This is a genomic window from Virgibacillus proomii (assembly GCF_900162615.1).
Lineage (GTDB): Bacteria > Bacillota > Bacilli > Bacillales > Amphibacillaceae > Virgibacillus > Virgibacillus proomii.
The window spans coordinates 2,082,945-2,107,918 of sequence record NZ_FUFN01000010.1; the positions used below are offsets into that span (position 1 = coordinate 2,082,945).

The following is a 24,974-nucleotide window of genomic DNA, read 5'->3' on the forward strand; positions in this document are numbered from 1 at the left end:
TGTACCATTTGTCTATCTCCTTGCTAAGTCAATATATACCGGATTTGGAGCTTGCGGAACTGAAATTGGCTTAGCTAAATTGTAATTTTCTATTTTATTGCCCGTAGTTAAATTTTGAAAAATGACTTGCTGATAGCCATAACTTTTGGCAGTCATTAATACAGATTCAATAAGTAACACTAAATTAACGTTTGTTATATTTTCTAGTTTTTTAGAAAACCGAATTTGTAATGTATCTTGAGAAGTAGTAAGCTCATATTCGCTATCTTCAGGAATAGTTCGTTTAATACCAAATTTCTCGTCACTTACCTGCAACTTCTGGATAGCCTCTTTAATCGTCTCCTGATGATTATTCGGTATCTGTACAAGCCATTTTTCTGTAGCTTGTTTATATAGCTTGTAACTATATCTAGGATTTGGAGTTAGGGTGATTTTAGAATATAACTCTCCGTCCATCTTTTCTTGATTGCCTTGTCTAAAGCTAATCGTTCGAATTTGATATGGAAGAAACATCGTCATAATATGCTGTTCTAATAAGTTATTTGTAACTGTTTTTTCCTTCTTAAAAAAATCCACTGGTAACTTCAATGTAGCTTTTTGCTCTTTTTGCTTCAGTTCATATGTTACTCCATGAAGTAAATAGCGTTCATTCGAAATTTGCAGTTCTTTTATGAAGCTGTCTATTTGATTGTAAGCAGCTTGCAAGTTGTTTGCTCCACGGATAATAAATGATATTGGGATCGTATATTGCAATTGCTCATCAGCAATTGCAGCATAGACAATTTGTTCGGAAACATTCATATCATGAATAACAAAACTGTTTTTCTCAATATTTGATTCTGGCTGGTTTGAATATGTCGTCTCTTGTTCTATTGCCTGATCATAAAATTCACTTTCTTCAGTTGTTCTATGATCTGCACTCTCTTCTGTTGTCAGAAAAAAATCAAACGAATAAAATATTTGGATGGAAAAAAAGCCAATTATAAGTACGAAGCCTACAGCTAGGATAGGAATGAGTCTCATTCGTTTACCAGCAACTTGTTTCCGTTGTAAGTTTTCAGAGAGCTGACGATATACAACTGCTTTGGAACAGTTATCTGTTATTTTTGGCAACTGCTGTAGTTGTTTTTTCAATTGTTTATCATTATAGTCGCTCATAATCCGCTTCTCCTTTTCTGTATTTCTCCATCGCCATTTTTAATACCTTTAAACCACGATGCTGGGTTGTTCTTACTTTACTTTCACTAAAATTAAGAATTTCTGCTGTTTCACGAACGGAAAACGATTGTATGTATCGAAGGATAATAACACTCTTTTGATCAACAGTACAATTATCTAAACAACGATAAAGATTTTGGATTTCCTCTTGCTGTTCGGCTATTTCGTCTGGCAAAGGCTGAGCATCTTTTAATTTTTCTCCCTTTTCTCCCCAATCAAAAAAGTCTACAAAACGTTTTCGTTTACGTTTTTGAGAACGGAAATAATCAATAACTACGTGACGTGCAATGGAGAGTATCCAGGTCTTAACTGAACTGTCTCCCCTAAAACGAGGTAATGATTTAAACACTTTCAAATAAACTTCTTGTAGTAAATCTTCTGTTAACGTTTTGTCCTTTACCATGTAAAAGATAAATTGATATAGGTCTTGATGATGATCGTCATATAGTTGATCAAAAGTTATCTTCATAAAGCCCCTCCGTTCTCTAAATAGTCGATTTTTACATGGAAAAGGTTACAGCTTTCTTATCCTTTACTATAAAATGATGATTACTTTTATGCAACATTAGTTTGAAAGCAAGAACAAAAGCTTAAAGTCTCAGTTATTAACGTATAAACTGGAGATCTTCTGGAGAGATAAAATGGACTTCATTCAAGGAGTGGTTTTTTTCTCGAAAACAGTAGATCAAAAGCTAAGTTCGTAGGCGTCCTTGAAAAACCACGATGCGTCGCCTAACGTAGCCTTTCCTCTCCCTTCCAAAAAGTAAACTTTTTGGAAGGGAGATACCTATTTAAATAGTTTCTCTAGTCTTGTCACCTCAAACGAATCGGGAATTTAGGAGCCGTTTCTCTCATGAAATTCGAAAAATAATAAAGCAGATTTCTCAATGAAGTAATATAAATTCTTCGATAAAGGCGATATAAAACTGATGTCCTTATCGTAGGAAGAAGAGCGAAGTTTGCTACAGATTAAGCGATTAAACTAGACGAAGTACTTTTAAAAACCATTTTAGATGTATGAATTTCATAATTCTTAGCCTATGTACCACAAGGGCTGTAAGATATGAAAAAGGAAGTACCTCCCCAAATCTTGTATAGTGGTAGTTGACCAAAACAACCAAAAGACTGGATGACCATTATACGACAAACTAGTTTATTCAGCATTCAAGAATTATACGATATGGAACCTAAATTGATGCAATTATCTTAGCGATAGATTTGAATATAAGATTTATCGCAAAGTATCCAAAAAATCACGAAATAGCGCCAGAAGAACTGAATGATGCTGCCATGATTATTTCTACTTTTGTGAGTATGTCGAACGCATCCCCACGATGAAGGATCTTGTTAAGCGCCTTAATGATGATATTGTTTTTAGTTAAACTGCGGGTATCTAGTATCATCAGACTACGTACTATCAGAGGGCTCTTTCATGGATGATATAGTTACCATCGATGCAACCCATTTGAAGTACGTGATCAAACACCGCCAAAAGAGGGAAAGCCAAAACCTGAACCCCAAAAAACGTAGACGCAAATCTAAAAAACAAGTATGAACAACGGCTAAAAGAACAAGGTAAAAAGGAAACTAACCTATTTTTTTATAAATGGATAGTACGAGGGATTTAGGTCTGTGTGCCGGATACACGTAGACTCCTGTCGGAAAACAACAGCTGAAAATCCCGCAGGAAGCCGTTCTTTGCTTCCGAGGAAGTTGAGGCGTTGTCCATGGAAAGCGAAGTGTATCCGAATGGAACACAGATAGCAAAACTTTATATTGATTCAAAAGTAAAAGAGGCTACGACATACTTAAAACAGCTGATTAAAAAACGAACATTAATCGTCCTATATAAACGAAGTTTTAGCGTAGTCAACATATGTAGACTCCTACAGCTGAAGATCCCGTAGGAAAGCGATCTTTGCTTTCCGAGGAAGCTGAAGCCGTGCCCACGGAAAGGGAAATATGTTGACGTAGCGAGGATAGGAATTTTTTTACACTATAAGAAAGTATAAAATTTTTAGGCTTTATCGTATAAGAAAACCTATGGCTTTCACAAGCCAAATTTTTCTAAACACAAACAAACCGAACAATTATAAATGAATTGTTCGGTTTTTGCTATTTAGTATTTGCTTTTGTCTCAGCCTCTTTTTACTGAAAAATGATTTGACGCATATTTTCGGATTAGAAATGTGATGATAGGATAAAACAAGACCATAAATACAGCATTACCAATGGCATGGTTTGTATCAAATGGTAAACCACTAATGTAATAAGGCCAGAATGCTCCAGTAATTTGGTACGTTATCAAAGAAATAATAAAACCGAAAAAATAGCCGCTAAATATCGCAAAGAGCAATAAAAATGGCAACGAAATAGGATGAAAAACCTTTCCCATCCAGCCACTTAAAATTCCGATGATTCCCCAAGAAATTATTTGCCAAACCGTCCATATGCCCATTCCTAACAGCATATTCGAAACAAAAGTAATAATAAAAGCAAGTATTACTGCTGATACAGGTCCTAATAGTAAACCGGCAATGATAATTATCGAGGTTACTGGTTGAACATTTGGAATGAAGGAAAACCAATATCTGCCAACGATTGCTATCGCAGCTAAAATCGCAAGCAGTGTTAGCTTATACGTATTCATTTGCTTCATTTCCAAGCTTGAAAATCGAAAATAACCTTATCATTTGGCTTTAGCTTATACTCAGCTGCACCAATATTTGGCATCTCTCCATTTACTGTATAAATCCAGCCCTTTTTTTCTCCCTCTTTAGCAGACAACCTTTCAATAGAAGTGATAAATTCGCCACTTTTATCTGTTTCAATATAAAAGTTTTCCTCCATGACATCCATTAAGATATCGCCTTCTTTAATCGGTATTTCCTTTTCATGTAAATACTCCGCGCCATCATCTTTGGAAATAGTGATTAAGACGGTTTCTTCAGATTGTTTTTCTTGTGTTTGTTCCTCGTTAGTATTCGAAGTTTGGTTTGTCGGTGTTTCCTTCTCTGCTCCACAGCCAACTAATAAGAAAATAGCTATAAAAAGAGAGGTTAGACGTAAGAACCATCGCTTCATAAATTGATTCACCCTTTCTTTCATACCATTTTTCCAAATAATCATATCATATAAAGTGAAACTTCATTTCTTGGAATGCCTTTCCCAAGAAATGTTAGCTGAACGAATCTCGCATTTAGATGCCGTTTTACCTACCATAGACCCTATTTTGTATCAACTCAGATCTTGAAGTGGGAGTCTTACGGCACCTTACATGCGAGACAAATAAAGTGAATTAGAAGAAGTTTCCTGTTTTATTACTTACTTTGTTTTGTAAAAAAATAGATCGTACAATGGGGGCTTATTCCCTCCCCATGGTTAAACGAGTTTTTACATCTTTCGGTTTTACATAAATGGTAGAAGTAAAAGCCATCCCTTGTGATACCCAAAAACAACTTGAGAGTTATGGCATTACTCTACATCCTGGTGTGGAATGCGAAAATGAAAAGCAGTACCTTGATTTAGTTTACTATTCACATTTATCGAACCATGATGTGCATCAATGATATTTTTAGCAATTGCTAAGCCTAAACCAGTACCTTTTTTCTTTTTATCTCTCGCTCTTGATTTATCTGCTTTATAGAACCTCTCAAATACAAATGGAAGATCTTCTTCTGGAATTCCGCTTCCGGTATCTTGAATTTCTACTTGAAAATCAGTTTTGTAATTAATAACTTTTACATTTACATAACCGTTTTTGCTTGTATGACGAATAGCATTATCAATAAGATTCGTAAACACTTGTTCAATACGATCAGGATCAAATTTTGCTACTGGTTCGTCAATTTGTTTTTCAAGTGTTATTGTAATCTCATTTTCTTGAGCTAAACCTTTAAATTTCTTTAAAATTCGTTCTACATATGGATTTATTTCTACTGGTTCTTTGTTAAGATGAATATGACCAGCTTCCATACGAGCCAAGTCTAATAATTCATTAACTAAACGCCCCATTCGCAATGATTCTTCATGAATAATTTTTGCTAACTCATTTTTTTCCTCTTTTGTTTCGGCGATATCATCAACAATTGCTTCACTATAGCCCTGTAACATCGAAATAGGTGTTCGCAATTCATGAGAAACATTAGCAATAAAGTCTTCTCGCAATTTATCCATTCTGCGTTCTTCCGTCATATCTCGAATAACCGCTACTGCACCCCGAACATAAGATTGGTCATAAAGAGGGGTCATTAACATTACCCAATTTCTTCCTTGTAAACTTAACTCATGAATCGCTTCCTTTTCACCCTCAATAACTTCCTGTAAAATCTCATATAACTCATCTGGAAGTTTTCGTTTTTCTGCATCATAGGTTAAATTGTTCTCATAATACCAATCTTCAATAAATCGATCTGCCGGTGCATTCGTAACGATCATCTCTCCGGAACGGCTTAGTGTAATAACACCATCAGCCATTGAGCTTACAATACTGGATAATTGTTCCTTTTCTTGCCGCAGTGCATTCAAATGAAATTTTAGCTGCCTTCCCATGCGATTAAAGGCTAAAGCTAATTCTCCTATTTCATCATGTGTTAAAATAGGTACCTTTGTATTAAATTCACCTCTGGCCAAATCAAAAGCTGCTTCCCGCATCTTTATTAGAGGCGATGTAATTCTCGTTGATAAAAAGAAGGCAAAAATTGTTGTCAGTACAATAGCGATACCAGCAGCTAGAAAAATAATTTTTGTCGTCTCTGCTTTTGTCTGGTCAATTACATTTAATGATTGATATACATAAATGGCGGCATTTTGGTTATCAATAGGAACACCAACAATCATCGCTTCCCTTTCATTTCCTGGCAAGTGAATTTGCTTTCGAATTTGCTGGTTATCTGTTAGTACTTTTGATAATTCATCTCGCTTTAGCCAATCTTCTTCTAATTTCGCCAAACTGCTATCTTCGCTGTCAGAAACCCATAATTCACCATCATCAAAAACAATCGCTACTCGGCTAGTAGGGTCTTTAACCCGTTCTGTTGTTTCGGTTATCAGTTGTTTGTGTTCATGGGATTCTACTAGAAGAGAGACCTTTGTGGCCGTTTGCAGCATATCTTGTTCCGCTTCCTGTATATGAAAATCTTCAAAAAACTGCAAGAGAAAAATCGTTAAAATAAATAATACAAAAGAAACTAGCAATAGAATGGTTATTGCTAGTTTACCAACTACACTTCGCCAAAACATTAGTCTTCAGCCACCTCAAATTTGTAACCAACTCCCCATACAGTAACAATCATTTTTGCTGCCTCCGGAGATACATGGTTCAGTTTTTCACGTAATCTTTTTACATGAGTGTCCACCGTACGCAAATCGCCGAAAAATTCATATTGCCATACCTCTTTCAGCAAATGTTCACGGTTAAATACTTTATCAGGTGATTTTGCCAAAAAGCATAATAGTTCATATTCCTTTGGTGTTAAATTAACTTCCTCACCATCTGCAGTAACTCGATGTGCATCATGATCAATTGTTATATGTGGAAAAACTAAAATATTTTTTGCTGTTGTATCGGCATTTTGAAAGGATGAACTTGATACACGTCGAAGCAAAGCCTTTACCCGTAATACAACCTCTCTTGGACTAAATGGTTTTACAATATAGTCATCAGCTCCAATTTCAAAGCCTTGTACTCGGTTAGCTTCTTCGCCTTTAGCTGTTAACATAATAACCGGTGTATCCTTTTCTTTTCTCAATTCTTGACAAACTTCTACACCGTCCATTTCCGGCATCATAATATCAAGTAAAATAACATCATAATGATGATCTAAAGCGAATTGTAATGCTTCCGTTCCATTTTCTGCTTCTTCGACAATAAAACCCTCTCGCTCCATATACATGCGGATCAGCCTACGTATTCTTTCTTCATCATCTACCACTAATACTTTTGTTTCCTTTTCCATCTACGTTCCCCCCTGTATCATATCTGCTCTAATAAAAGTATAAACTAAGTTGTTTAAAAAGTATAAGAAAAACAAGGCATCACGATGAAACGATAGGATGCCTTGCGATTAGGGGAATATTACGCATAAGAGTGCAACCCTGCGAGTACAAGGTTTACAACAATTAAATTAAACATGATAATACCAAAACCTATTGCTGCTAACCATGCAGACTTTTCGCCATGCCATCCCCTTGATAATCGCAAATGTAAGAAGGCTGCATAAAAGAACCAGGTAATGAGCGCCCAAACTTCTTTTGGGTCCCATCCCCAGAATCTTCCCCACGCTTCTTCAGCCCAGATCGATGCAAAGATCAGCCCGCCTAATGTAAATAGCGGAAATCCAATAGCCACTGAGCGATATGTGATTTCATCAAGTAAATCCGGTCTTGCTTTTTTAAGTAATGGCTGAATTGTAGCTCCAATTCGTTTTCTAAATACAAGTCTTAACAATAGATAAAGACCTGTACCAAAAATGAATGACCAAATTAACGTATTAAATTTTCTACCAGCATCCGTACCGTGCATCCATTCAGGTATTTCAAACCATGGTTTCATTACACCATCGGTTATTAATTTTCCATCTGTTGGTGCTGCAATTGCCGGCATATGATATTCGGTTTGTACCATTGTCTCACCAGTCGTATTTGGATATTCAAATACAGCCTGGTAGTTCATAACATTAAATAGTGTAGATGATATAATAAAGCCAATAAATAAGACTAGGCCGTACAAAATAAGCTCCAGCCAGGTTGTTCGCTTCGTTGTTTTTGTTTGATCGATTTGGCGAATTAAATAAATTAACCCTGACACAAAGCTAATGGTTAAAATTCCTTGTGATAACGATACAGTCGTTACGTGAATATATAACCAATGACTTTGTAAAGATGGAATTAACGGTGATATCTCTGTTGGAAACATGCTCGCATAAGCAATGATTATTAAAGCTATTGGAAGAGCAAATAGTCCTAAAACAGTTACCTTATAAATAAAGTAAAGAATAATAAACCCGAGGACAGTTGCCATTCCAAAAAAAGTCATGTACTCAAATAAATTGCTGACAGGAGCATGCCCACTTCCTATCCATCTAGTAATAAAGTACCCTAATTGAGTCAAAAAACCAATAATAGTTAAGGTAATGCCAATTTTAGCGGCTTTTCCATCCGATTTTCGCTTACTTCCAATTGTAAACGAAAAAAATAAAGTTGCAACCAAATAAAGAAAAAAAGCAGTATATAGCAGTGTACTACTTAATTCAATTAAGTTATACATGAAACCCCTCCTAAATTACCTTCGTTAGCTATTTGTCTATTTCTTGCTGATCGACAACCATGTTAATATTGGTAGCAGCAATTGCCTTTTCGATATCACGTTTTATCCCATGCCAGTTTTTATTCGTATGAGCAGCCAAAAGAAGTCCCCCTGCTTGCGGTCGAATCCAGATTCGACGGTGCTGCCAGTACATTCCTTGAATTACTCCAATCATAAAAATAATTGCACCAATGATAAAATATGGTAATGAGTAGTCACGTCTCACACTTAATCCGCTAACATCTCTCATTTCAAAGTCCGTAATCCCAACTTTATAGTCATTTTCCCCAGTAGCATCGATGTTTTTGCCGATTCCTAAAAAGCTAATTTCCGGCTCACTTCCATTGGGCGGATAAACCATCATAACAAACGCAGGATTTCTTGGATAGTTTGTCTCTGAAGCAGGCTCTCCTTTATCATCAAGATAATAGTCCGGATAATAGTTATTGATCTCAACTCGAAAGCCATTTTCTAATTCATACGTTGACTTTGGAGAAGCAAAATCAACGGTAAACTCACCCAAGGATTTTTCTTTTGCATCATTGGTTTCATGAATTTTAAATGTCATGCTGGAAAATTCATTTTGTTGATAACCTGATTGATATACCACATAGTCATCAAACTTAATTGGTTCATTCATACGAATGCTGCCTTCTTTGATCTTTTTCAGTTCAGGCTCTGCACCTGTTACTTCCGGCTTCATCGCTTGATAAATTACTACATTTGTTTGATAGTTACTCGGAACGATGCCCCCTTCTTTGGCTATTGCATCTTTAAACTTCTCATCTTCTGGATCATAGTTCTCTATAATAAAATCTTTGTTTTCAATGTAGTACGCCTGGTCCGTTCCTGGGATAACCTTCTGCTCACCCTCGCGTACCCAGACGTACTCATCCATGTAGAAAACAGAGGTTTGCCTTAATAATGCGGCAAGCAAAATTATAATTAATCCAATATGATTGACATACGGGCCCCATCTGGAAAATCTCCCCTTTTCCGCCAGAATATGTCCATCTTCAACCGTAACATGATAGCGTTGTTTCTTTAATCCTTGCTTTAATGTTTCCATGTCGGTATCTGTTATGTTATCTGTCTGACTGAACAGACGTTGTCTTTTCAAAAACGTTTCATGACGTTTTGCTTTTTGATTACGCAATGCGCGAAATAAAGGGACAAATCGATCCAGGCTACAAATGACCAATGAAATCCCAATAAGCGCAATTAAAATCATGTACCACCACGAGCTATACAAATTGTGAAAGCCTAATTGATAATAGATTTGTCCGAGAATTCCATACCGCTCCTCATAAAAAATAGCAGGATCTCGTGAAACAGCATCTGCTGGTATGTATTGTTCCTGTGGAAAGATCGATCCGATAGCAGAGGCGAATAAAGCAATGACAATAAGCCAGACCCCCACTTTTACCGAAGAAAAGAAACTCCAAATTTTATCAACAATCGTTTTATTATATGTTTGCGACCTGCGAGCAGTCCCGTCATAGCGCATATTTAACAGCTTTTTCTTATCATTGCCATCAAGATGCTGATTTTCATCAATTGGCTTTCCACATGATTCACAAAGTACTGTCCCCTCCGGATTAACATGACCACATTCACATTTAATTTTATTCATTTTATACCCCTTCCCCTTACAAACGAAGTTACTACTTAGGTGTTATCTCCTGAAGATAACCATCCAATCGTTCCAATGTTAATGCACCATTGACTACCTCAACAATTTTCCCTTGAGGGTCAATAAACACAGTACTTGGAATGGGGCCCACTTTATATAAATCTCGTACTTGGCTGTCTTTATCATGAGGAATTGGAAATGTTAAATCATATTTATCAATAAATCGATGCACAACCAACTCCGTTGAATCGAGACTTACAGCAACTATTTCTACTCCTCGCTCTTTATATTTTGGATATAACTTCTCCATATAAGGCATTTCTTCTTCACAAGGTTTGCACCAAGTCCCCCAAAAATTAAGCATAACCCCTTTTCCTTCTAGATCACTTAATCGAATGGTCTCATTCTCATTATACTTATTAATTTGCTCCAATTGAAAATCTGGTGCATCATCTCCAACTTCGTAAATAATTTTATCGCTTTGCAGATTTTGCACCACCGCAAAAATGACTGCCCCTATTAATACAGCTAAAATGATCGACCGAAATATGAAGCGGTTTCGTTTTTTATTTTGCTTCTTTCTTTTCCTCTCTTCAAGACCCATCATGAATCAACTCCCAGAGTCATTATAACATTCAGAAATGATGCAATTTTTGACTATTATTCAACAATTTCATTCCAGAGCTAAATTTCGCATTTGCTTTACTTCTTTTGGATTGAGCGGTCGATACTCACCAGGCTTTAATCCATCCAGTGTTAATAAACCATATCGCTCTCGTTTTAACTTTACTACAGGATAACCTAAACCTTCCATCATTCTGCGTACATGTCTATTTTTCCCTTCTCGTAATGTCAGCTGTAAAATCGTATGGTTTTTTTGTTTGTCTATTTTCAATACACGGTAATCTATAGCTTTTAATAGATCGTCTCCAGAATGCACCCCTTTCCGTAATTGAGCAAGCTTAGCCTTATCTGGAATACCCTTTATTTTAGCAACATACACTTTATCAATCTGAAACCGAGGATGCATTAACAAGTTAGCAAACTCTCCATCATTCGTTAAAATTAAAATACCAGATGTATCATAGTCTAATCTCCCAACCGGAAAAACACGTTCTTCGATTTCATCAAGTAAATCGGTAACCACTTTTCTTCCTTTATCATCCTTGACACTGGAAATAACGCCACGCGGCTTATATAGCAAGTAGTAAACAGGTGCTTCTTTTTCTAACGGTACACCATCCACTTCAATTCTATCCTCTAGGTGCACCTTGGTTCCCAACTTCGTGATAACTTTATTATTAACTTTTACCTTTCCATCAAGAATAAGTTGTTCTGCTTTTCTTCTTGAGGTTATACCACTTTGAGCAATTACTTTTTGTAAACGTTCTTGAGCTTTTGTCATTATTTCACCACTACCTTTAGTTAAACTTAAACGAAATATCAGATTAAATAGCTAGTAATTAGTTACTTTTACCTTTTCTACATGTATTCCATTAAATTGTACGCGCCAATTACACTATACGAATTAATGTTACAGATAACAAACATTACGCCTTTTTCAGATCCACTATTTTTAGCGACAGAGACCTTATCTAGCACCTAGCTAGGCAATTTGTATTTGAAATACCAATGAAGGACAACCAATTTTCCAGCTGATCTTATCATCCATTTACTGCACGTATTCCCCTTGATGGTTACGTAACTGCAACAACTAATTGCGTATACGTCCCTCTAGTTATGCTTAAATGTTAAACCTACTTTTTACGAGTTTTAGTCAACTTGACGGTAATTTTATCCACATGTAACTTGCAGTAAGACCTCCACTTTTAAAACCTAGGAAGAAAAGCGTGCAATCCAACTGCAAGTTACATGTCCGATTCTGTTCAGAAGGCTTGAGGTCATACCTTTAAAGTACTAACAATCAATGGGGGATAAGAGAAATCTCCACTGACCTGAAGATTTGATTTATCTGAACCTTAAAAAATTTCTTCAAGTGGAGGTTTCTAGTTCGTTCATGCTAGAAACTTTTCCAGGTTACTAATTGTATAATAAATGAAGCATCTTGAAAAGGGACTTTACGCTTTACTTTACTAATGCAATATTAAACAGCTTTAAGTTAATTTAATATGGTCAGCTAGTTTTATCGTCCTGTCAAAGGTATAATAAAATCTCCTATAATATTTTTAACTGAGTCAGATTTTGATTTCAAACCTTTTTTTCTAGTGTTATAGTAAATTTAAAAAAAGGAGCTGCTTCTATGAGTAAACCAGAGTTGTATATAAGCCTCATTGTTGGACCAAACTGTGAGTGGGATTCATTTGCTCTTCGTTCATCTCTAGAATACTTTGGAGCAAGAGTTAACACATATGCTGTTGGTCGACCTCAAGATCTAGTTGATGTACTGTCTGGAAAGGATCGGGAGGATAAATTGGATTATCTAATTTTAAACTTCCATGGAGACGAAGGACGATTTTGTATGCCTTTATTGGGTGAGGATGTGTATGAAGTAGGAGAACCAAGAGAAGAATTTTTTGATGAACAACATGTGAGGCGTTATTCGAAGTTAAATAATGTAAGAGTAATAGCGTCTGGTTGTACATTGGGAAGGGAATCATTAGCAAAAGCCTTTTTAAGCTGTGGAACCCGATCTTACTTAGGACCTGATGATTATATAGACGGCAATTCAAACTTCATGTTTGTTGTCAGATTTTTCTATGAACGAATAACAAATCATAAAACAGAGCAACAGGCATTTAAAATTGCTGCCTCTATGGACGAGGAAACTGCAATGTATAAACGCTACTGTTCCTCCTGATCTTGTAGCTGTTTCTTCTACACTTCCATTGAAACAAAGGTACAAGCACTCGGTTAACAACACACAAACGAAGAACACTTAACGAGATAAAGAGAAATTTCATTTAAGTAGTAGCTGACGTCCTTGTAAAATCGCGATGTGTTGCTGTCGTAGCTTTCCTTGTCCGATTTCCCAAACGAATCGGGAATTTAGGAGCCGAATCTCTCTTAAAGTTCATAAAATAATAAACAGATTTTTCAAAGGTGAGAAATACGGCTCCTTACGAAATAAAGGAAATTACGTCTCTAAAACAGGATTATGCCGACGCCTGAAACGGCAAGCCTTTTAGTCAGCCTTCCTTAGATTCGAACTAATGTTTGGCTTATCGAAGAAAGAAGATCAAAAGTAGTTTGCTAGTCGTTCGAGCGCTTAAAACAGGTGATGCTACTTTTAAAAAGGAAATTCACCTGCGAAAACGGATATAAGTATTCTAGAAATCGATGAAAAACATCTTATCTTTCTCAGGGTTTTGGATTTTGCAAGCTGATGTTATTTTCTATCATTATAAGAACATGGTCAGCGCCTTTAGACGTTGATAAACATTACAATAATTAGCTATTTTTCACCCTATTTAGTTGTCCCTTGATCATTTGGACGATTTAGCCAAAAAGAATGGTTACAATTATGATTGAGGCTGTAATACCAACCACGTCAGCTAATAAGCCAACCTTTAAAGCATATCCCATTTTTTTTATACCGATTGCTCCAAAATAAACGGTTAAAATATACAAGGTCGTGTCCGTACTCCCCTGCATAACGGATGCTAATCTTCCAATAAAGGAATCAGGTCCGTAAGTATGAATTAATTCAGTAGTCATTCCTAAGGCAGCTGTACCAGATATTGGCCTAATAAGTGCTAATGGAATGATTTCTGGAGGGATACCGATAAGTGTAAGAATTGGTGCCAATAACTGAATAAAAGCTTCTAAAGCTCCAGAACTTCGTAAGATAGCAATTGCTACAATCATCCCAACTAGAAAAGGAACTAAGGAAAAAGCCATTTTGACCCCTTCCTTCCCACCATCTACAAATAATTCATAAGCAGGTACTTTCTTTATCATTGCTGTCATTAAAACGAGCAAGATGAAACAAGGAATGATCCATGTGCTAATAGAAGTAAATAACGCCATGCATTATGCCCTCCACCTACTTCTATAGTAAAAAAAGCGGTCAATGATAATTGCACTCAATGAAGATATAATTGTTGCCATCATAGTTGCTCCAACAATTTCTGTAGGGGATACGGAATCATATTGCATCCGTATAGCAATAACCGTTGTTGGAATTAGTGTTAAGCTTGATGTATTTAATGCTAAAAAAGTAATCATCGAACGAGAAGCGGTATTTGTTCCGCTTAACTGTTTCATTTGCTCCATCGCCTTGATCCCCATTGGTGTAGCTGCATTACCTAATCCAAAAACATTTGCTGTGAAATTTGATAAAATATAGCCAATTGCTGGGTGATCTTTTGGGATATCAGGGAATAGTTTTATTACAAGTGGACGAAAGATTTTTGCTAATACTGCTAATATCCCTGCTTTTTCTGCTACTTTCATAATTCCTAACCAAAAGACAAGTACACTAATAAGGCCGATTGACAAGGTAACTGCTTCACCAGCACTTGTAAAAATCGCTTCATTCACTTCATCCATTGTTCCATGAATCATGGCATATACTATTCCAATTATTGCCATAAATGCCCAAATTAGATTTACCACAAATCGTCACCCCCTGACACCCGACGAAATATTTCCCAAAACTCCTTTACCATTGAATTTGTTGCTGTGTGTTTAGGCTGTTTACTTAAAACTGTTGCTTCTGCAATTTGGGTTCCATTTAAATAAAAGACGTTTCGTCCAATTGTTTGTTTATTCATTGCATTGTTTAAGATGAACAATTGATTGGATACTTTATTTTTTTCTTGATTGGTTAATGGATATATAACATCTTTGTCTAAATAACCAAATTGAATTTTCTCTTCATTACCTAGTTGATAAGCAATCTTTTTTTCTTCCGATAACGTTTCTAAACGATAGTTTTTAAACCCCCATTCAAACATGGCAATATGGTCACGCCAATCATCAGGGGCATTCAGTGTAACAGCAATTAGATCCATATCATTTTTAGTGGCAGTGGATACTAAGGTTCTACCCGTTTTTTTCGTAAAGCCTGTTTTTCCGCCGGTGCTATATTCATAATATTGCGTAAGTAGTTTGTTTTTATTTTGCCAAGAATATGTTCGATTCTCTGCCTTATAAGATTTTGCTCCTGTAACTTCACGAAAAGTGGGATTCTTCATTGCATATTGCGTTAATATGGCCATATCATAAGCAGATGAATAATGGTTTTCTTCATCAAGGCCATGTGGGTTAGCAAAATTAGTATCATTCATGCCCAACCACCTTGCCTTTTCATTCATTAAATAGACAAACCCTTCCTCACTTCCGCCAATATGTTCACTGATTGCGACAGCTGAGTCGTTTCCAGAACGAAGCATTAAACCGTAAACAAGGTCTTTGATTGTCATTTTTTCGCCTTGCTCTAAGTAGATGGATGATCCTTCTGTATAAATTGCGTTGCGACTAGTCTTGGCCTTTTCCTCCATTTTTCCGGATTCAATGGCAATAATTGCAGTCATAATTTTTGTAATACTAGCAATTGATTCTTTTGAATAAGCCTGTTTTTCAAATAACACACGCCCTGTCGATTGTTCTATTAATACGGCATTACGTGCTGAAACTTGAGGCTCTGCTTGTCCTACTACTGGAAAAACAAGAATAAAAGTAATTGTAAAGATTGCGATTGCTATCAAACGCATAACCAAGTTCCTCCCAATGGTGGTCTCTGTACAATTTATGCATGTCCATCAAAGTTATGCGTAAAAGTATTTGTTATACGTGTTCAAAAAGGAGAAAATAGACCCGATAGTTCGAGAGTGAGCTGAATAGACGCATTTAAATCCATTGACCGGCAGAATTAAATCAAAAAAGATACTATTTTTGAACATCCTCTACTAATGAGATAAAGGCAGGATCGTTTTCCTACCTTTAGCCCGTTAGTAGGGTTGCCACTGTAACTTTCTTGCTTGTTTAAATCGTTCATTGACATCCTTCCAGTTAACAACATTCCACCAATTGTTGACATATGCTTTTTTGTCTGTTTTATATTGTAAATAATATGCATGCTCCCACATATCTAATACGAGTAAAGGAATGATATCAGCAATTTGGAAGAGCTGATGCTTTTCAAATGATTGCACTCCTAGTTTTCCGCTTCTAGGATTCCAATATAAGATTGCCCATCCGTCCCCTTCAACTGAATTGGCTGTGTTCGTAAATAGAGTTTTAAACTTTGGCCATGACCCGAAATCCATTTCTATTTTTTTTAGTAATTCACCATATGGCTGTTTACTTGAACGAGGGGTCATATTGAACCAAAATATCGTATGCAAGTGATGACCTGAACCATGAAAAGCTTGTTCACGCAACCAGTGCTTGATTAACTTATCATCCTGAGTTCTTCCATAAATTTCTTTTTCCGCCTTATTGAGACCATCTACATATGACTGATGATGTTTGTCATGGTGTAATCGCATAATCTCTTCGCTTATATAAGGTTCCAATGCATGATATGGATAAGGTAATTTAGGTAAGGTGTGCTGACCATATGGAACAGATTTCACAGTGGTAGAAGTGTCTTGCTGTTTTACTATATGGAATATGCGTTCCCCTTCTTCATGAATAGAATGAAGTTGATCTGGTTCAATGCGTTTATTTCCTTGAAGCATTTCACTAACTTTTGCCTGCCAATTATCTATTTGTTCAAGCAATGTCTGTTTTTCTAAGACATCTGAATGTTGCAATCTACTTTTAATTTGTTCTCCCCAGGTCAATAATTCTTGTAAATATATTTCATTTGTTTGACTCATTTGATCACCTCTTTGTAGCATATGCCTAGTTATCCATAGTGTGCATATGAACAAAAGGTTAAGCGTTCAGATAGCGGACATACAAACGGCAGAGCTTCTAATAAGATAAAATGGGACTTTATTTAAGGAGTGCTTTTCTCCTTAAAAAACCTGCGATATATCGCTGACATAGCTTTTCTTGTCCTTAAAAAATAGCGATGTGTCGCTGCAAAGCTTCTCTATCCTTGAAAAATAGCGATCGGTGTCGTAGTTTTTTCTTGTCTGTCAACCGACGAACCGGAAATTTAGGAGCCGTTTTTCTCATTTATGTTCACAAAATAATAAGCAGCTTTTTAAAAGGAGAGAAATGCGGCCCGCTACATCGGGATAAACCTGCAACAGGGGTATGCCAACGCTAGATTCGAGCCGATGTTGACCTATCGTAGGAAAAATTGCGAAGTTTGCTAGACACTATAAGCTAACGGAGATACTTTCAAGAAGATATCCCACCATGCAAATACAGATATAGGTTCATAAACAAAAAAGCTTGCGAATAGTTAACCTCTAGGAAGGATCTTCATTCATATGTTCATGAAACCGTTCAAAAAACAAATCCGCTTCTGTTTCGATATTAGAGTCATCTGTGTCAGGTAAGGGTGGTAAATCATCCAACGATGCTAATCCAAAATAAGTTAAAAATTCTTTGGTTGTCCCGAATAATACTGGGCGGCCAACTGTATCTTTCCTGCCGACCTCTTCAATGAGTAACCTTGATAACAGCGTTTGTACCGGTCGATCACTTTTTACTCCTCTAATTTCTTCGATTTCTGTTCTTGTAATTGGTTGATTATAAGCTATAATTGCAAGTGTTTCCAGCGCTGCCTGTGACATTCTGGTTGTCTGGGGTGTTTCAATTAATTTTTTATAATAATCACTATGCTCTGGTTTAGTAGTTAAATGAAATACTTCATGTGCCTGCATAATTCTAATACCGCGATGAGGTTGTTCATAATCTTTCTTTAATTCTTCTAAGCTTTGTTCAATTGTTGTTTCTGATACCTCTAAAACATCGGATAGTTGTTTGATTGTTATTCCTTCACTTCCTGAAGCAAATAACAATCCTTCGACTATGGCTTTCAAATTTTTTATTTCCACCTTTATTCCTCCATGCTAAATACGTATAATTCTGCTAATTGTTTTTCTTGCTTACAATAGACCTTATTTTTCTTCATCAATTCTAAGATGGCAATAAAAGTTACAACAATATGTGAACGGGAATATACTGTAAATAAATGATCAAACAGTATCCCTCCTTGTGTTGCATGTAGAGTTTTTAGTACTTCTTCCATTCTTTCATTAATGGAAATCTCATTTCTTTCTATTTTTGTTTCTAATGGCGCATCCCATTTTTTACGTTCAAACATCTTACGTAGTGCTGAGAGCATATCATAAATGGATGTTTCCCCCTGAACAACCGTTGGCGGCGAAGTAATTCCTTCTTCAAGCTGAATGGGTGGTCTTGTATAGATTTGATTTGCCTCTTGCTCTTTCTGCTTTAATTGTACTGCTGCTTCTTTGTATTTTCGATATTCGATTAATCGTTGCATTAACTCTTCGCGAGGGTCTTCCATATATTCTTCCGTTTCTTCAGGAAGTTCAGGCTTTGGCAAGAGCATTTGACTTTTAATTTCTACGAGCGTTGCAGCCATAACTAAATACTCACTTGCAATATTTAATTCAAGCTGTTTCATCGTATGGATATACTGCATATATTGTTCTGTAATTACAGCTACAGGTATATCATATATATCAATTTCATATTGATTAATCAAATGGAGTAGTAAATCAAGCGGACCTTCAAATGAGTCTAGTTTCACATAATAACCTTGCACCTATTTTACTCCCCTTCCTTTAAAAATTATACCATTAATTATAAACGCCCAAACAAGACCTTTCCCATTTACATACGTTAGTAATGTAAGATAAATGTTATTCAAAACATTTAGGTTAAGAAGAAAAAGGAGGTATTTCACTATGAGTGGTGGATATGGTTATGGCGGAGGTTTCGCACTAATCGTAGTATTGTTCATTTTATTGATTATCGTCGGTGCTGCTTGGCTATAAAATAAATTAGTCTTTACATGGTTAATCAGCACGCGAAAAGAAAAGCCGGCCCTAACAAAAGGGCTGGCTTTTATTCATCGTTTTTCATTTCTTCAGCTGATCCATCACACTTCTGATAAAAATCCAGAATTTCTTCCGTAGTTGATACGGAATACTGATCTTGATAAAGTCTCTCTACTTCATTTACCATTTTCTTGCCAATCCCAATGTTTCGATGTGATGGATTTACTGAAATATGCTGAATAACAGCATTTACTTCTCCTTCAACTCTTACCCCGATAGCACCTAATACATCATCATCTTCTTTCCACAGATATAGATGCCAATCAGGATTTGTTTCATATTCTTTTATCGTTTGTTGCAATTTTTTTACATCTTTTTCGTCAGGCATAAAAGATAGTAAACCCATTGCAATTTTCTCTAAATTTTTCTTAAAACGAATTAACATAGATACCCCTCATTAACATAATAGCTTATAAGTGACTCTGTTTATCAAGCAATGGTTTTAAAGCAGCCAGCATATATGCCTTAACTGAACAGTTTTAAGTAACTTTTAGACAATATGAACGTTAGTGGCTGCCGGCTACTTGAGTTATACTACTTAGCTGTAATTTTGTCCATAGTATAAGCTTCATATATTGGAGTTTGTAATTATATTTATGCATGTTTCCCTACTTTTGTCAAATATCGGATGTTTTTAATGATCCTGTAATCCTTTTATAATAAGTGTTAAAAAAGGATTAGTTTTTAATAGCACGGTATAAAAGTTTTAACATTACATAACCATCCGTTTGTTTACTTTTTAATTGAATAGGAATCAAGTTAACAACCGCAATCCAAGTATTAAATAGTATAAATAATTGAATAAAAGGAGTTGCAAAAAATTGGCTAATCAACCAGAACAAAAAAACAACAATGCCGCTTGAGATTGGACCGGAAATCGTAATAAATAACTTTTCTATCCAGCTATAGTTTTTTTTGCGTTCACTTACAGCCAATCCGCCCACAAAAAAAAACGATGCAATGGAAATTTGAAATTTTCCAGATTTAAACGTTTTTTCTTTTGATCCTGTACCGATAAATATGTAAATATGATCGGCTTTAACGAACCATGCAGCCATAGCATGTCCAACTTCGTGTAGCAATATACTAATTGGAACAACAAAAGCTATTAAATAAATGAGTAACCCTAATTGCATATATGCCATCCTTAGGCATTAGACCGTATATACTTTTACTTCTTTCATTACATCGCCGTTTTTCATAGACTTGGCGTACTCTATACCTGACGTAACTTGTCCAAATACTGTATGAACACCATCTAAATGTGGTTGAGCTTCATGAACAATAAAAAACTGGCAGCTTCCTGTATCTCTTCCAGCATGTGCCATCGAAAGTGCACCTTCCTGATGCTGATGCGGATTTCCTTTTGTTTCACATTTAATTGTATAGCCAGCTGAACCTGTCCCGTTACCATTCGGACAGCCGCCTTGGCTTACGAATCCCGGAATAACCCGATGGAAGGTCAATCCATTATAGAATCCCTCGTTTGCCAATTTTTCAAAGTTAGCAACCGTATTAGGCGCTGCATCTTCAAATAAATCAAATTCAATTTTATTGTCATTTTCTAAAATAATATATCCTTTTTTATCCATATATGAAAGTCCCCTTTTTTAATGAACTAACGTATATTTTAACACTTAATCAACATCCTGCAAATAATTTGCCGGATATTGATTAATTATCTTCATATGTTAAATCATACTGAACAACGTCTTGATAGCTTTCCCGTCTTATTACTAATTTGTCTTGTCCATTTTCCACAAAAACAACAGCTGGCTTGGCGAAACGATTATAGTGATTCGCCATGGAATAACCATAAGCACCAGTGGAAAAAACAGCAAGTATATCGCCAGGCTTAACCTTTGGTAACGGTAAATCCCAAATTAACATATCACCAGACTCACAGCATTTACCAGCAATGGAAACTTTATCCACTGGCGGAACGGAAGCTTGATTAGCCAACACTGCTTCATATTTTGCTTGATATAATGCGGGTCGTAAATTATCAGTCATTCCTCCATCGACCGCTACATATTTACGAATTCCTGGAATTTCCTTCATTGCACCAACCGTATATAATGTGATACCAGCACTTCCTGCTATTGCTCTTCCAGGTTCTATCCATAACTCTGGCATTGGCATAGCTAGAGCTTCCGTATGTGTTTGGACTTCCTTGACAAGTTCCTCTACAAAAGCAGCATAAGAAATAGATGAATCCGCTTTTGTATAACGAATACCGTAACCGCCACCAAGATTTAGAACTTCTGGAACAAAATCATATTTTTCTTTCCATTTCCGTAATTCGTTGAATAAAACATCCGTAGCAGCTAAAAAGCGGTCTGTTTCAAAAATTTGGGAACCGATATGACAGTGTAGCCCTTTAAAGCGAATATATTCATCTTTATATAATTGTTGAAAGGCAGATTCGGCCTGTCCATTTTGTAAATTAAAACCAAATTTGGAATCTTCATTGCCGGTCATAATGTATTGATGCGTTTTCGATTTAATTCCAGGTGTAATCCGCATAAGGACATCCATTTGTTTATTATATTCTTGTAACAAACAACGAATTTGTTCAATTTCATAAAAGTTATCAACTACGATACAACCAATATCGTTTTCAATTGCCATCCGTATTTCTTGGATACTTTTATTATTACCATGTAAATGAATTCTTTTTGTCGGGAAATCTGCTTGTAATGCAGTATATAATTCCCCTTCAGACACCACATCAAGGCACATACCTTCTTGTTTCATAACTTGAATCATAGCAATCGATGAAAAAGCTTTACTAGCATAGGCAACCTTTGCAGAGACACCCAATTTCTTAAACGTACCTACAAATGCTCGGCAATTATCACGAATCATTTGCACATCGTATACATAAAGCGGTGTCCCATATTTTTCTGCAAGATGGGTACTGTCTATTCCGCCAATTTCCAAGTGCCCATCTTTGTTTACTGGAAAAGGATGGTTATCAATAATCATGTCGTAAAGCCTCCAAGTTTTGTGCGCTAACGCATAATATAATTATAATTAAAAACTTTACCATACCGGCGTATAAAAGAAAAGAGCCAATGCTTGCATTAGCTCTACTGCTCATTAAAAATCTCGTTACATATTTAATTTTTGTCAACTTATTGACCTTCAGGTTGACGATAATCGTTTTTCGGATGAACAATGCTCGGTCTACTATTTGTATAAGGAATTGGTATACGAAATAGCGTGTGAAGCATAGCTTTGGCATTAAACGGGATAAATGGCCATAGATATGGTGTTCTCAGTGACTTCAATTGAACCAAAAACAAAATATGTGCCAAAAACACTGAAATAAAACCAATTAATCCAAAAATACCCGTTAAAATAACAAATATAATATTCACAATCTTGTTCGATACACTTAATTCATAGCTCGGGGTTACATAGGAACCAATTGCACTAACAGATACATACAAAATAACCTCTGGACTAAACATACCAACATCAATCGCAATTTGTCCGATTAGAACCGCTGCAATTAAACCCATAGAGGTTGATAATGGTGTTGGTGTATGAATAGCAGCCATACGAAGAAATTCAATCCCAATCACGGCCATAATGATTTGTATGGGTATGGAGATATTCCCTTCTTCGTTCGGACCAATAAAAGCAAATTCTTTAGGCAAAAGTTCTGGTTCCGTAACAAAAAGCAACCATAAAGGCAGTAAGTACATTGATGCAAATACAGCTAAAAAACGTATCCATCTAACAAAAGTACCAACTGCAGGTGTTTGACGATATTCTTCTGCATGCTGCATATGATGAAAAAAGGTAGTAGGTAATATGATGACACTTGGTGATGTGTCTACAATAATTAATACATGACCCTCTAATAAGTGATTAGCTGCTACATCTGGTCTTTCGGTATAACGAACTAAAGGAAAGGGATACCATCTACGGTCTATGATAAATTCATCGATTGATTTATCTGCCATGGAGATACCGTCTACTTCAATTGCTTGTATCCTTTCCTTAATTAAATGTACAAGTCCATGATCAGCAACGTCTGCAATATAACTAAGACAAACATCCGTTTTGGAGCGTTCACCAACTTTTAGCATTTCATTTCGTAATCTTGGATCACGAATTCGTCTTCTCGTTAATGCAGTATTTTCAATGATATTTTCCGTATAGCCATCTCTTGATCCACGTATAACGCGTTCAATATCGGGTTCTTCTGGTGTTCTTCCCGGATAATTTCTTACATCAATAACAAAAGCAAATTTTTCTCCATCCATAAAGAGAACAATTAAACCAGAAAGCAATTGATCAATGGCTTCATCCATTGTGTTTGATCGTTCTACTTGCTGATGCAATAAACGGTTTTCGATTATTTCCGGGAGCTTCCTTCCGTTTGATTCACGATCATTAACTTGAATTAACTCTTTTAACAGTTCCTGAATAACCAATGAGTCGCATAGTCCTGTTGCATAGTAAATTTGAATCGGACGTTTCAATAGCACAATTTCACGAAAACCTAAATCAAATGACACACCTATACCAACACGTTTTTTCATGTACTGCTCGATATTTTTTAGTTTTGGGAAGACGGGGATTTTCTGATCGGTTTGCGGCATATGTAAGCCCTCCTTTGTTGTTTCTTAAAGGCTAATCCAAAGCCTTTGACACGATTATGTTTATCTACTTAAGATCTAAAAAGTCACGAACTGAATAATCCATGCGGTTAGCCTAGAACACAGGAGGACTGGTTGTACCACTTAAACTTACTTAACGTACAAAAAATACCCATTGGAATAACGAACCAGCAATTTTCCCAAAGACAATCGCCATAAATAACCAAAGCAAGTGCTTTTCAACACCCATTCGTTTATACAAGATAGGAAATACGTTAAGAACTTCAGTTAAAGCAGCCGCCAGCATACCGTTAAAAATACCTTGCATTAATCCCCAAATAGCAACTATAATTGCTGAGTATTCCCACGTCCGGCTTGTAAACGATAAGTAAATTCCAAATATACTACCAAGTAAAATGCATGCCGTATAAATTGGTAAAAACATTTCGGTTTTACTCAATTGAATCAGTCTAGGGATAATTCCTAATATCGTAATAAATGCTACATACCCAGCCCCTACAGCAAGACCTGCACTAAAGCCAATAAGAGCTTCAAGAAGATGAATGAGGAGCATTGGTATCATTTAGTGTATTTTCATGATGGATGACATAGCTGTCAAGATCTTGCTGATAGTTATAGATCTCAACTTCCAAGGGGCTTGGTTCTTCATTAAATCGTTTATTGAACCAATGGTTGAAAAATAACAGCATACCTATCCCTAAGCCAAATGAATAAGGAATTTGCAACCATAAAGGATATTCCTTCTTCTCTCCAGTTAACAAATAATGGATTTTTTGCTGAACTTCTTGCATACTAACATCGTAATGAAAGTTCATAATCGTCATAGCAGTTCCAACAAATATTAACAGCCATACTCCCATTGCTATAAAAACCGATGGTGAATTTCGCCGTTTTTGAATTCGAATAACTGTTTGAGCTGGACCGATTAACTGAAACTCCAAATCCGCAAACTCCTTATTCAAATGCTCGATAACCATAAAACTGTCAATAATAACTATATTATGATCTTTTTTACTTACGCGATAAATCGGTAAATTTTCCAACTGGTGTTTCTTGCTGCTATTTGTTGATATAACAGCAATATCTTTTAGCTTTAATTCTTGGTAACCGGTTAACTCTAAATTTTTTTTCATCCGCAAATAAACTTGCATTGCCAAGTATATCATCCCCCTTTACTTGCTATGATGTACAAATTAGTATGTACTAAATAACTGATAATTACACTGGATAAT

The 24,974-nt window shown here is 36.0% G+C and carries 25 protein-coding genes and 1 pseudogene; 3 read left to right on the forward strand and 23 right to left on the reverse strand.

The genetic code is table 11. The annotated features are described in order from the left end of the window. Nucleotides 1–12: 12 nt before the first annotated feature. Both BN1066_RS17115 and sigX read right to left on the reverse strand, forming a co-directional pair. Nucleotides 13–1,158, reverse strand: coding sequence for a hypothetical protein (locus tag BN1066_RS17115; protein WP_077320661.1), 1,146 nt, complete (start codon nt 1,156–1,158; stop codon nt 13–15). Further along, nucleotides 1,145–1,687, reverse strand: a complete 543-nt coding sequence (gene sigX, locus BN1066_RS17120) for an RNA polymerase sigma factor SigX (protein ID WP_077320663.1) — start codon at nt 1,685–1,687, stop codon at nt 1,145–1,147. Before sigX ends, BN1066_RS17115 begins: the two co-directional genes overlap by 14 nt. Nucleotides 1,688–2,347: 660 nt before the next feature. Between sigX and BN1066_RS20945 the strand changes: the two are divergent. After that, nucleotides 2,348–2,825, forward strand: a pseudogene (locus BN1066_RS20945) (IS5/IS1182 family transposase); the annotation flags it as partial. Nucleotides 2,826–3,355: 530 nt separating this feature from the next. Here BN1066_RS20945 and BN1066_RS17130 read toward each other — a convergent pair. From BN1066_RS17130 to BN1066_RS17165, 8 genes are all read right to left on the reverse strand, one after another. Next, nucleotides 3,356–3,868 carry an ECF transporter S component gene (locus BN1066_RS17130; RefSeq protein WP_077320667.1) on the reverse strand — a complete coding sequence of 171 codons (513 nt, stop codon included), beginning with the start codon at nt 3,866–3,868 and terminating at the stop codon, nt 3,356–3,358. Between the two features lie 5 nt (nt 3,869–3,873). Continuing rightward, entirely contained in the window at nt 3,874–4,302 is a 429-nt protein-coding gene (locus BN1066_RS17135; RefSeq protein ID WP_077320669.1) for a DUF4430 domain-containing protein, read from the reverse strand. A 390-nt stretch (nt 4,303–4,692) separates the two neighbouring features. After that, a complete protein-coding gene (locus BN1066_RS17140; protein ID WP_077320671.1) occupies nt 4,693–6,459 on the reverse strand; it encodes an ATP-binding protein in 1,767 nt (588 codons plus the stop codon). Beyond that, nucleotides 6,459–7,175 (reverse strand): response regulator transcription factor, encoded by a 717-nt coding sequence (locus tag BN1066_RS17145; RefSeq protein ID WP_077320673.1) that lies wholly within the window; start codon nt 7,173–7,175, stop codon nt 6,459–6,461. The genes BN1066_RS17140 and BN1066_RS17145 overlap by 1 nt, the downstream gene beginning before the upstream one ends. A 119-nt stretch (nt 7,176–7,294) precedes the next feature. Further along, nucleotides 7,295–8,485 (reverse strand): c-type cytochrome biogenesis protein CcsB, encoded by a 1,191-nt coding sequence (gene ccsB, locus BN1066_RS17150; protein WP_077320675.1) that lies wholly within the window; start codon nt 8,483–8,485, stop codon nt 7,295–7,297. A gap of 28 nt (nt 8,486–8,513) precedes the next feature. Beyond that, nucleotides 8,514–10,157: a cytochrome c biogenesis protein ResB gene (gene resB / locus BN1066_RS17155; RefSeq protein WP_077320677.1), complete on the reverse strand. Its 1,644-nt coding sequence runs from the start codon at nt 10,155–10,157 to the stop codon at nt 8,514–8,516. Nucleotides 10,158–10,188: 31 nt separating this feature from the next. Next, the gene (resA, locus tag BN1066_RS17160) at nt 10,189–10,761 is read right to left on the reverse strand and encodes a thiol-disulfide oxidoreductase ResA (RefSeq protein ID WP_077321534.1); all 573 of its coding nucleotides are present in this window, start codon (nt 10,759–10,761) and stop codon (nt 10,189–10,191) included. A 69-nt stretch (nt 10,762–10,830) separates the two neighbouring features. Continuing rightward, nucleotides 10,831–11,562 carry a pseudouridine synthase gene (locus BN1066_RS17165; protein WP_077320678.1) on the reverse strand — a complete coding sequence of 244 codons (732 nt, stop codon included), beginning with the start codon at nt 11,560–11,562 and terminating at the stop codon, nt 10,831–10,833. A gap of 855 nt (nt 11,563–12,417) precedes the next feature. Between BN1066_RS17165 and BN1066_RS17170 the strand changes: the two genes are divergently transcribed. Then, nucleotides 12,418–12,975 (forward strand): delta-aminolevulinic acid dehydratase, encoded by a 558-nt coding sequence (locus BN1066_RS17170; RefSeq protein ID WP_077320680.1) that lies wholly within the window; start codon nt 12,418–12,420, stop codon nt 12,973–12,975. Nucleotides 12,976–13,613: 638 nt separating this feature from the next. Here the strand turns inward: BN1066_RS17170 and BN1066_RS17175 are convergent. The 6 genes from BN1066_RS17175 to BN1066_RS17200 all read right to left on the reverse strand — a co-directional run bounded on the left by BN1066_RS17175 (nt 13,614) and on the right by BN1066_RS17200 (nt 18,813). Then, nucleotides 13,614–14,084 (reverse strand): spore maturation protein, encoded by a 471-nt coding sequence (locus BN1066_RS17175; protein WP_425445301.1) that lies wholly within the window; start codon nt 14,082–14,084, stop codon nt 13,614–13,616. Nucleotides 14,085–14,147: 63 nt separating this feature from the next. Further along, the gene (locus tag BN1066_RS17180) at nt 14,148–14,732 is read right to left on the reverse strand and encodes a nucleoside recognition domain-containing protein (protein WP_077320684.1); all 585 of its coding nucleotides are present in this window, start codon (nt 14,730–14,732) and stop codon (nt 14,148–14,150) included. Continuing rightward, the gene (locus tag BN1066_RS17185; protein ID WP_077320686.1) at nt 14,726–15,832 is read right to left on the reverse strand and encodes a D-alanyl-D-alanine carboxypeptidase family protein; all 1,107 of its coding nucleotides are present in this window, start codon (nt 15,830–15,832) and stop codon (nt 14,726–14,728) included. The genes BN1066_RS17180 and BN1066_RS17185 overlap by 7 nt, the downstream gene beginning before the upstream one ends. Before the next feature lie 237 nt (nt 15,833–16,069). After that, complete coding sequence (locus BN1066_RS17190) at nt 16,070–16,942, reverse strand: superoxide dismutase (RefSeq protein ID WP_077320688.1); 873 nt, start codon at nt 16,940–16,942, stop codon at nt 16,070–16,072. Between the two features lie 543 nt (nt 16,943–17,485). Next, nucleotides 17,486–18,076, reverse strand: coding sequence for an SMC-Scp complex subunit ScpB (scpB, locus tag BN1066_RS17195; RefSeq protein ID WP_077320690.1), 591 nt, complete (start codon nt 18,074–18,076; stop codon nt 17,486–17,488). A gap of 2 nt (nt 18,077–18,078) precedes the next feature. Beyond that, nucleotides 18,079–18,813: a segregation/condensation protein A gene (locus tag BN1066_RS17200; protein ID WP_077320692.1), complete on the reverse strand. Its 735-nt coding sequence runs from the start codon at nt 18,811–18,813 to the stop codon at nt 18,079–18,081. Between the two features lie 142 nt (nt 18,814–18,955). Between BN1066_RS17200 and BN1066_RS17205 the strand changes: the two genes are divergently transcribed. After that, nucleotides 18,956–19,045, forward strand: coding sequence for a YjcZ family sporulation protein (locus tag BN1066_RS17205; protein ID WP_021291215.1), 90 nt, complete (start codon nt 18,956–18,958; stop codon nt 19,043–19,045). A gap of 70 nt (nt 19,046–19,115) precedes the next feature. Here BN1066_RS17205 and BN1066_RS17210 read toward each other — a convergent pair whose 3' ends face one another. The 7 genes from BN1066_RS17210 to BN1066_RS17240 all read right to left on the reverse strand — a co-directional run bounded on the left by BN1066_RS17210 (nt 19,116) and on the right by BN1066_RS17240 (nt 24,893). Further along, the gene (locus BN1066_RS17210; RefSeq protein ID WP_077320694.1) at nt 19,116–19,493 is read right to left on the reverse strand and encodes a GNAT family N-acetyltransferase; all 378 of its coding nucleotides are present in this window, start codon (nt 19,491–19,493) and stop codon (nt 19,116–19,118) included. Between the two features lie 292 nt (nt 19,494–19,785). Beyond that, a complete protein-coding gene (locus tag BN1066_RS17215; RefSeq protein WP_077320696.1) occupies nt 19,786–20,244 on the reverse strand; it encodes a site-2 protease family protein in 459 nt (152 codons plus the stop codon). 18 nt (nt 20,245–20,262) lie between these two features. Then, a complete protein-coding gene (locus BN1066_RS17220) occupies nt 20,263–20,700 on the reverse strand; it encodes a peptidylprolyl isomerase (protein WP_077320698.1) in 438 nt (145 codons plus the stop codon). Nucleotides 20,701–20,782: 82 nt separating this feature from the next. After that, nucleotides 20,783–22,096, reverse strand: a complete 1,314-nt coding sequence (lysA, locus tag BN1066_RS17225) for a diaminopimelate decarboxylase (RefSeq protein ID WP_077320700.1) — start codon at nt 22,094–22,096, stop codon at nt 20,783–20,785. Between the two features lie 149 nt (nt 22,097–22,245). Beyond that, entirely contained in the window at nt 22,246–23,724 is a 1,479-nt protein-coding gene (locus tag BN1066_RS17230; protein WP_077320702.1) for a spore germination protein, read from the reverse strand. Between the two features lie 151 nt (nt 23,725–23,875). Further along, on the reverse strand, nt 23,876–24,304 hold the full coding sequence (locus BN1066_RS17235; protein ID WP_077320704.1) for a stage V sporulation protein AB: 429 nt from the start codon (nt 24,302–24,304) through the stop codon (nt 23,876–23,878). Further along, entirely contained in the window at nt 24,273–24,893 is a 621-nt protein-coding gene (locus tag BN1066_RS17240) for a stage V sporulation protein AA (protein ID WP_077321535.1), read from the reverse strand. Before BN1066_RS17240 ends, BN1066_RS17235 begins: the two co-directional genes overlap by 32 nt. Nucleotides 24,894–24,974 lie beyond the last annotated feature (81 nt).

Excerpts from the sequence above, each read along its gene's own strand:
- BN1066_RS17115 (WP_077320661.1), bottom strand. The coding sequence starts at position 1,158 with ATGAGCGACTATAATGATAAACAATTGAAAAAACAACTACAGCAGTTG.
- sigX (WP_077320663.1), bottom strand. The coding sequence starts at position 1,687 with ATGAAGATAACTTTTGATCAACTATATGACGATCATCATCAAGACCTA.
- BN1066_RS17130 (WP_077320667.1), bottom strand. The coding sequence starts at position 3,868 with ATGAATACGTATAAGCTAACACTGCTTGCGATTTTAGCTGCGATAGCA.
- BN1066_RS17135 (WP_077320669.1), bottom strand. The coding sequence starts at position 4,302 with ATGAAGCGATGGTTCTTACGTCTAACCTCTCTTTTTATAGCTATTTTC.
- BN1066_RS17140 (WP_077320671.1), bottom strand. The coding sequence starts at position 6,459 with ATGTTTTGGCGAAGTGTAGTTGGTAAACTAGCAATAACCATTCTATTG.
- BN1066_RS17145 (WP_077320673.1), bottom strand. The coding sequence starts at position 7,175 with ATGGAAAAGGAAACAAAAGTATTAGTGGTAGATGATGAAGAAAGAATA.
- ccsB (WP_077320675.1), bottom strand. The coding sequence starts at position 8,485 with ATGTATAACTTAATTGAATTAAGTAGTACACTGCTATATACTGCTTTT.
- resB (WP_077320677.1), bottom strand. The coding sequence starts at position 10,157 with ATGAATAAAATTAAATGTGAATGTGGTCATGTTAATCCGGAGGGGACA.
- resA (WP_077321534.1), bottom strand. The coding sequence starts at position 10,761 with ATGGGTCTTGAAGAGAGGAAAAGAAAGAAGCAAAATAAAAAACGAAAC.
- BN1066_RS17165 (WP_077320678.1), bottom strand. The coding sequence starts at position 11,562 with ATGACAAAAGCTCAAGAACGTTTACAAAAAGTAATTGCTCAAAGTGGT.
- BN1066_RS17170 (WP_077320680.1), top strand. The coding sequence starts at position 12,418 with ATGAGTAAACCAGAGTTGTATATAAGCCTCATTGTTGGACCAAACTGT.
- BN1066_RS17175 (WP_425445301.1), bottom strand. The coding sequence starts at position 14,084 with ATGACAGCAATGATAAAGAAAGTACCTGCTTATGAATTATTTGTAGAT.
- BN1066_RS17185 (WP_077320686.1), bottom strand. The coding sequence starts at position 15,832 with ATGCGTTTGATAGCAATCGCAATCTTTACAATTACTTTTATTCTTGTT.
- BN1066_RS17190 (WP_077320688.1), bottom strand. The coding sequence starts at position 16,942 with ATGAGTCAAACAAATGAAATATATTTACAAGAATTATTGACCTGGGGA.
- BN1066_RS17205 (WP_021291215.1), top strand. The coding sequence starts at position 18,956 with ATGAGTGGTGGATATGGTTATGGCGGAGGTTTCGCACTAATCGTAGTA.
- BN1066_RS17210 (WP_077320694.1), bottom strand. The coding sequence starts at position 19,493 with ATGTTAATTCGTTTTAAGAAAAATTTAGAGAAAATTGCAATGGGTTTA.
- BN1066_RS17215 (WP_077320696.1), bottom strand. The coding sequence starts at position 20,244 with ATGCAATTAGGGTTACTCATTTATTTAATAGCTTTTGTTGTTCCAATT.
- BN1066_RS17220 (WP_077320698.1), bottom strand. The coding sequence starts at position 20,700 with ATGGATAAAAAAGGATATATTATTTTAGAAAATGACAATAAAATTGAA.
- lysA (WP_077320700.1), bottom strand. The coding sequence starts at position 22,096 with ATGATTATTGATAACCATCCTTTTCCAGTAAACAAAGATGGGCACTTG.
- BN1066_RS17230 (WP_077320702.1), bottom strand. The coding sequence starts at position 23,724 with ATGCCGCAAACCGATCAGAAAATCCCCGTCTTCCCAAAACTAAAAAAT.
- BN1066_RS17235 (WP_077320704.1), bottom strand. The coding sequence starts at position 24,304 with ATGATACCAATGCTCCTCATTCATCTTCTTGAAGCTCTTATTGGCTTT.
- BN1066_RS17240 (WP_077321535.1), bottom strand. The coding sequence starts at position 24,893 with ATGCAAGTTTATTTGCGGATGAAAAAAAATTTAGAGTTAACCGGTTAC.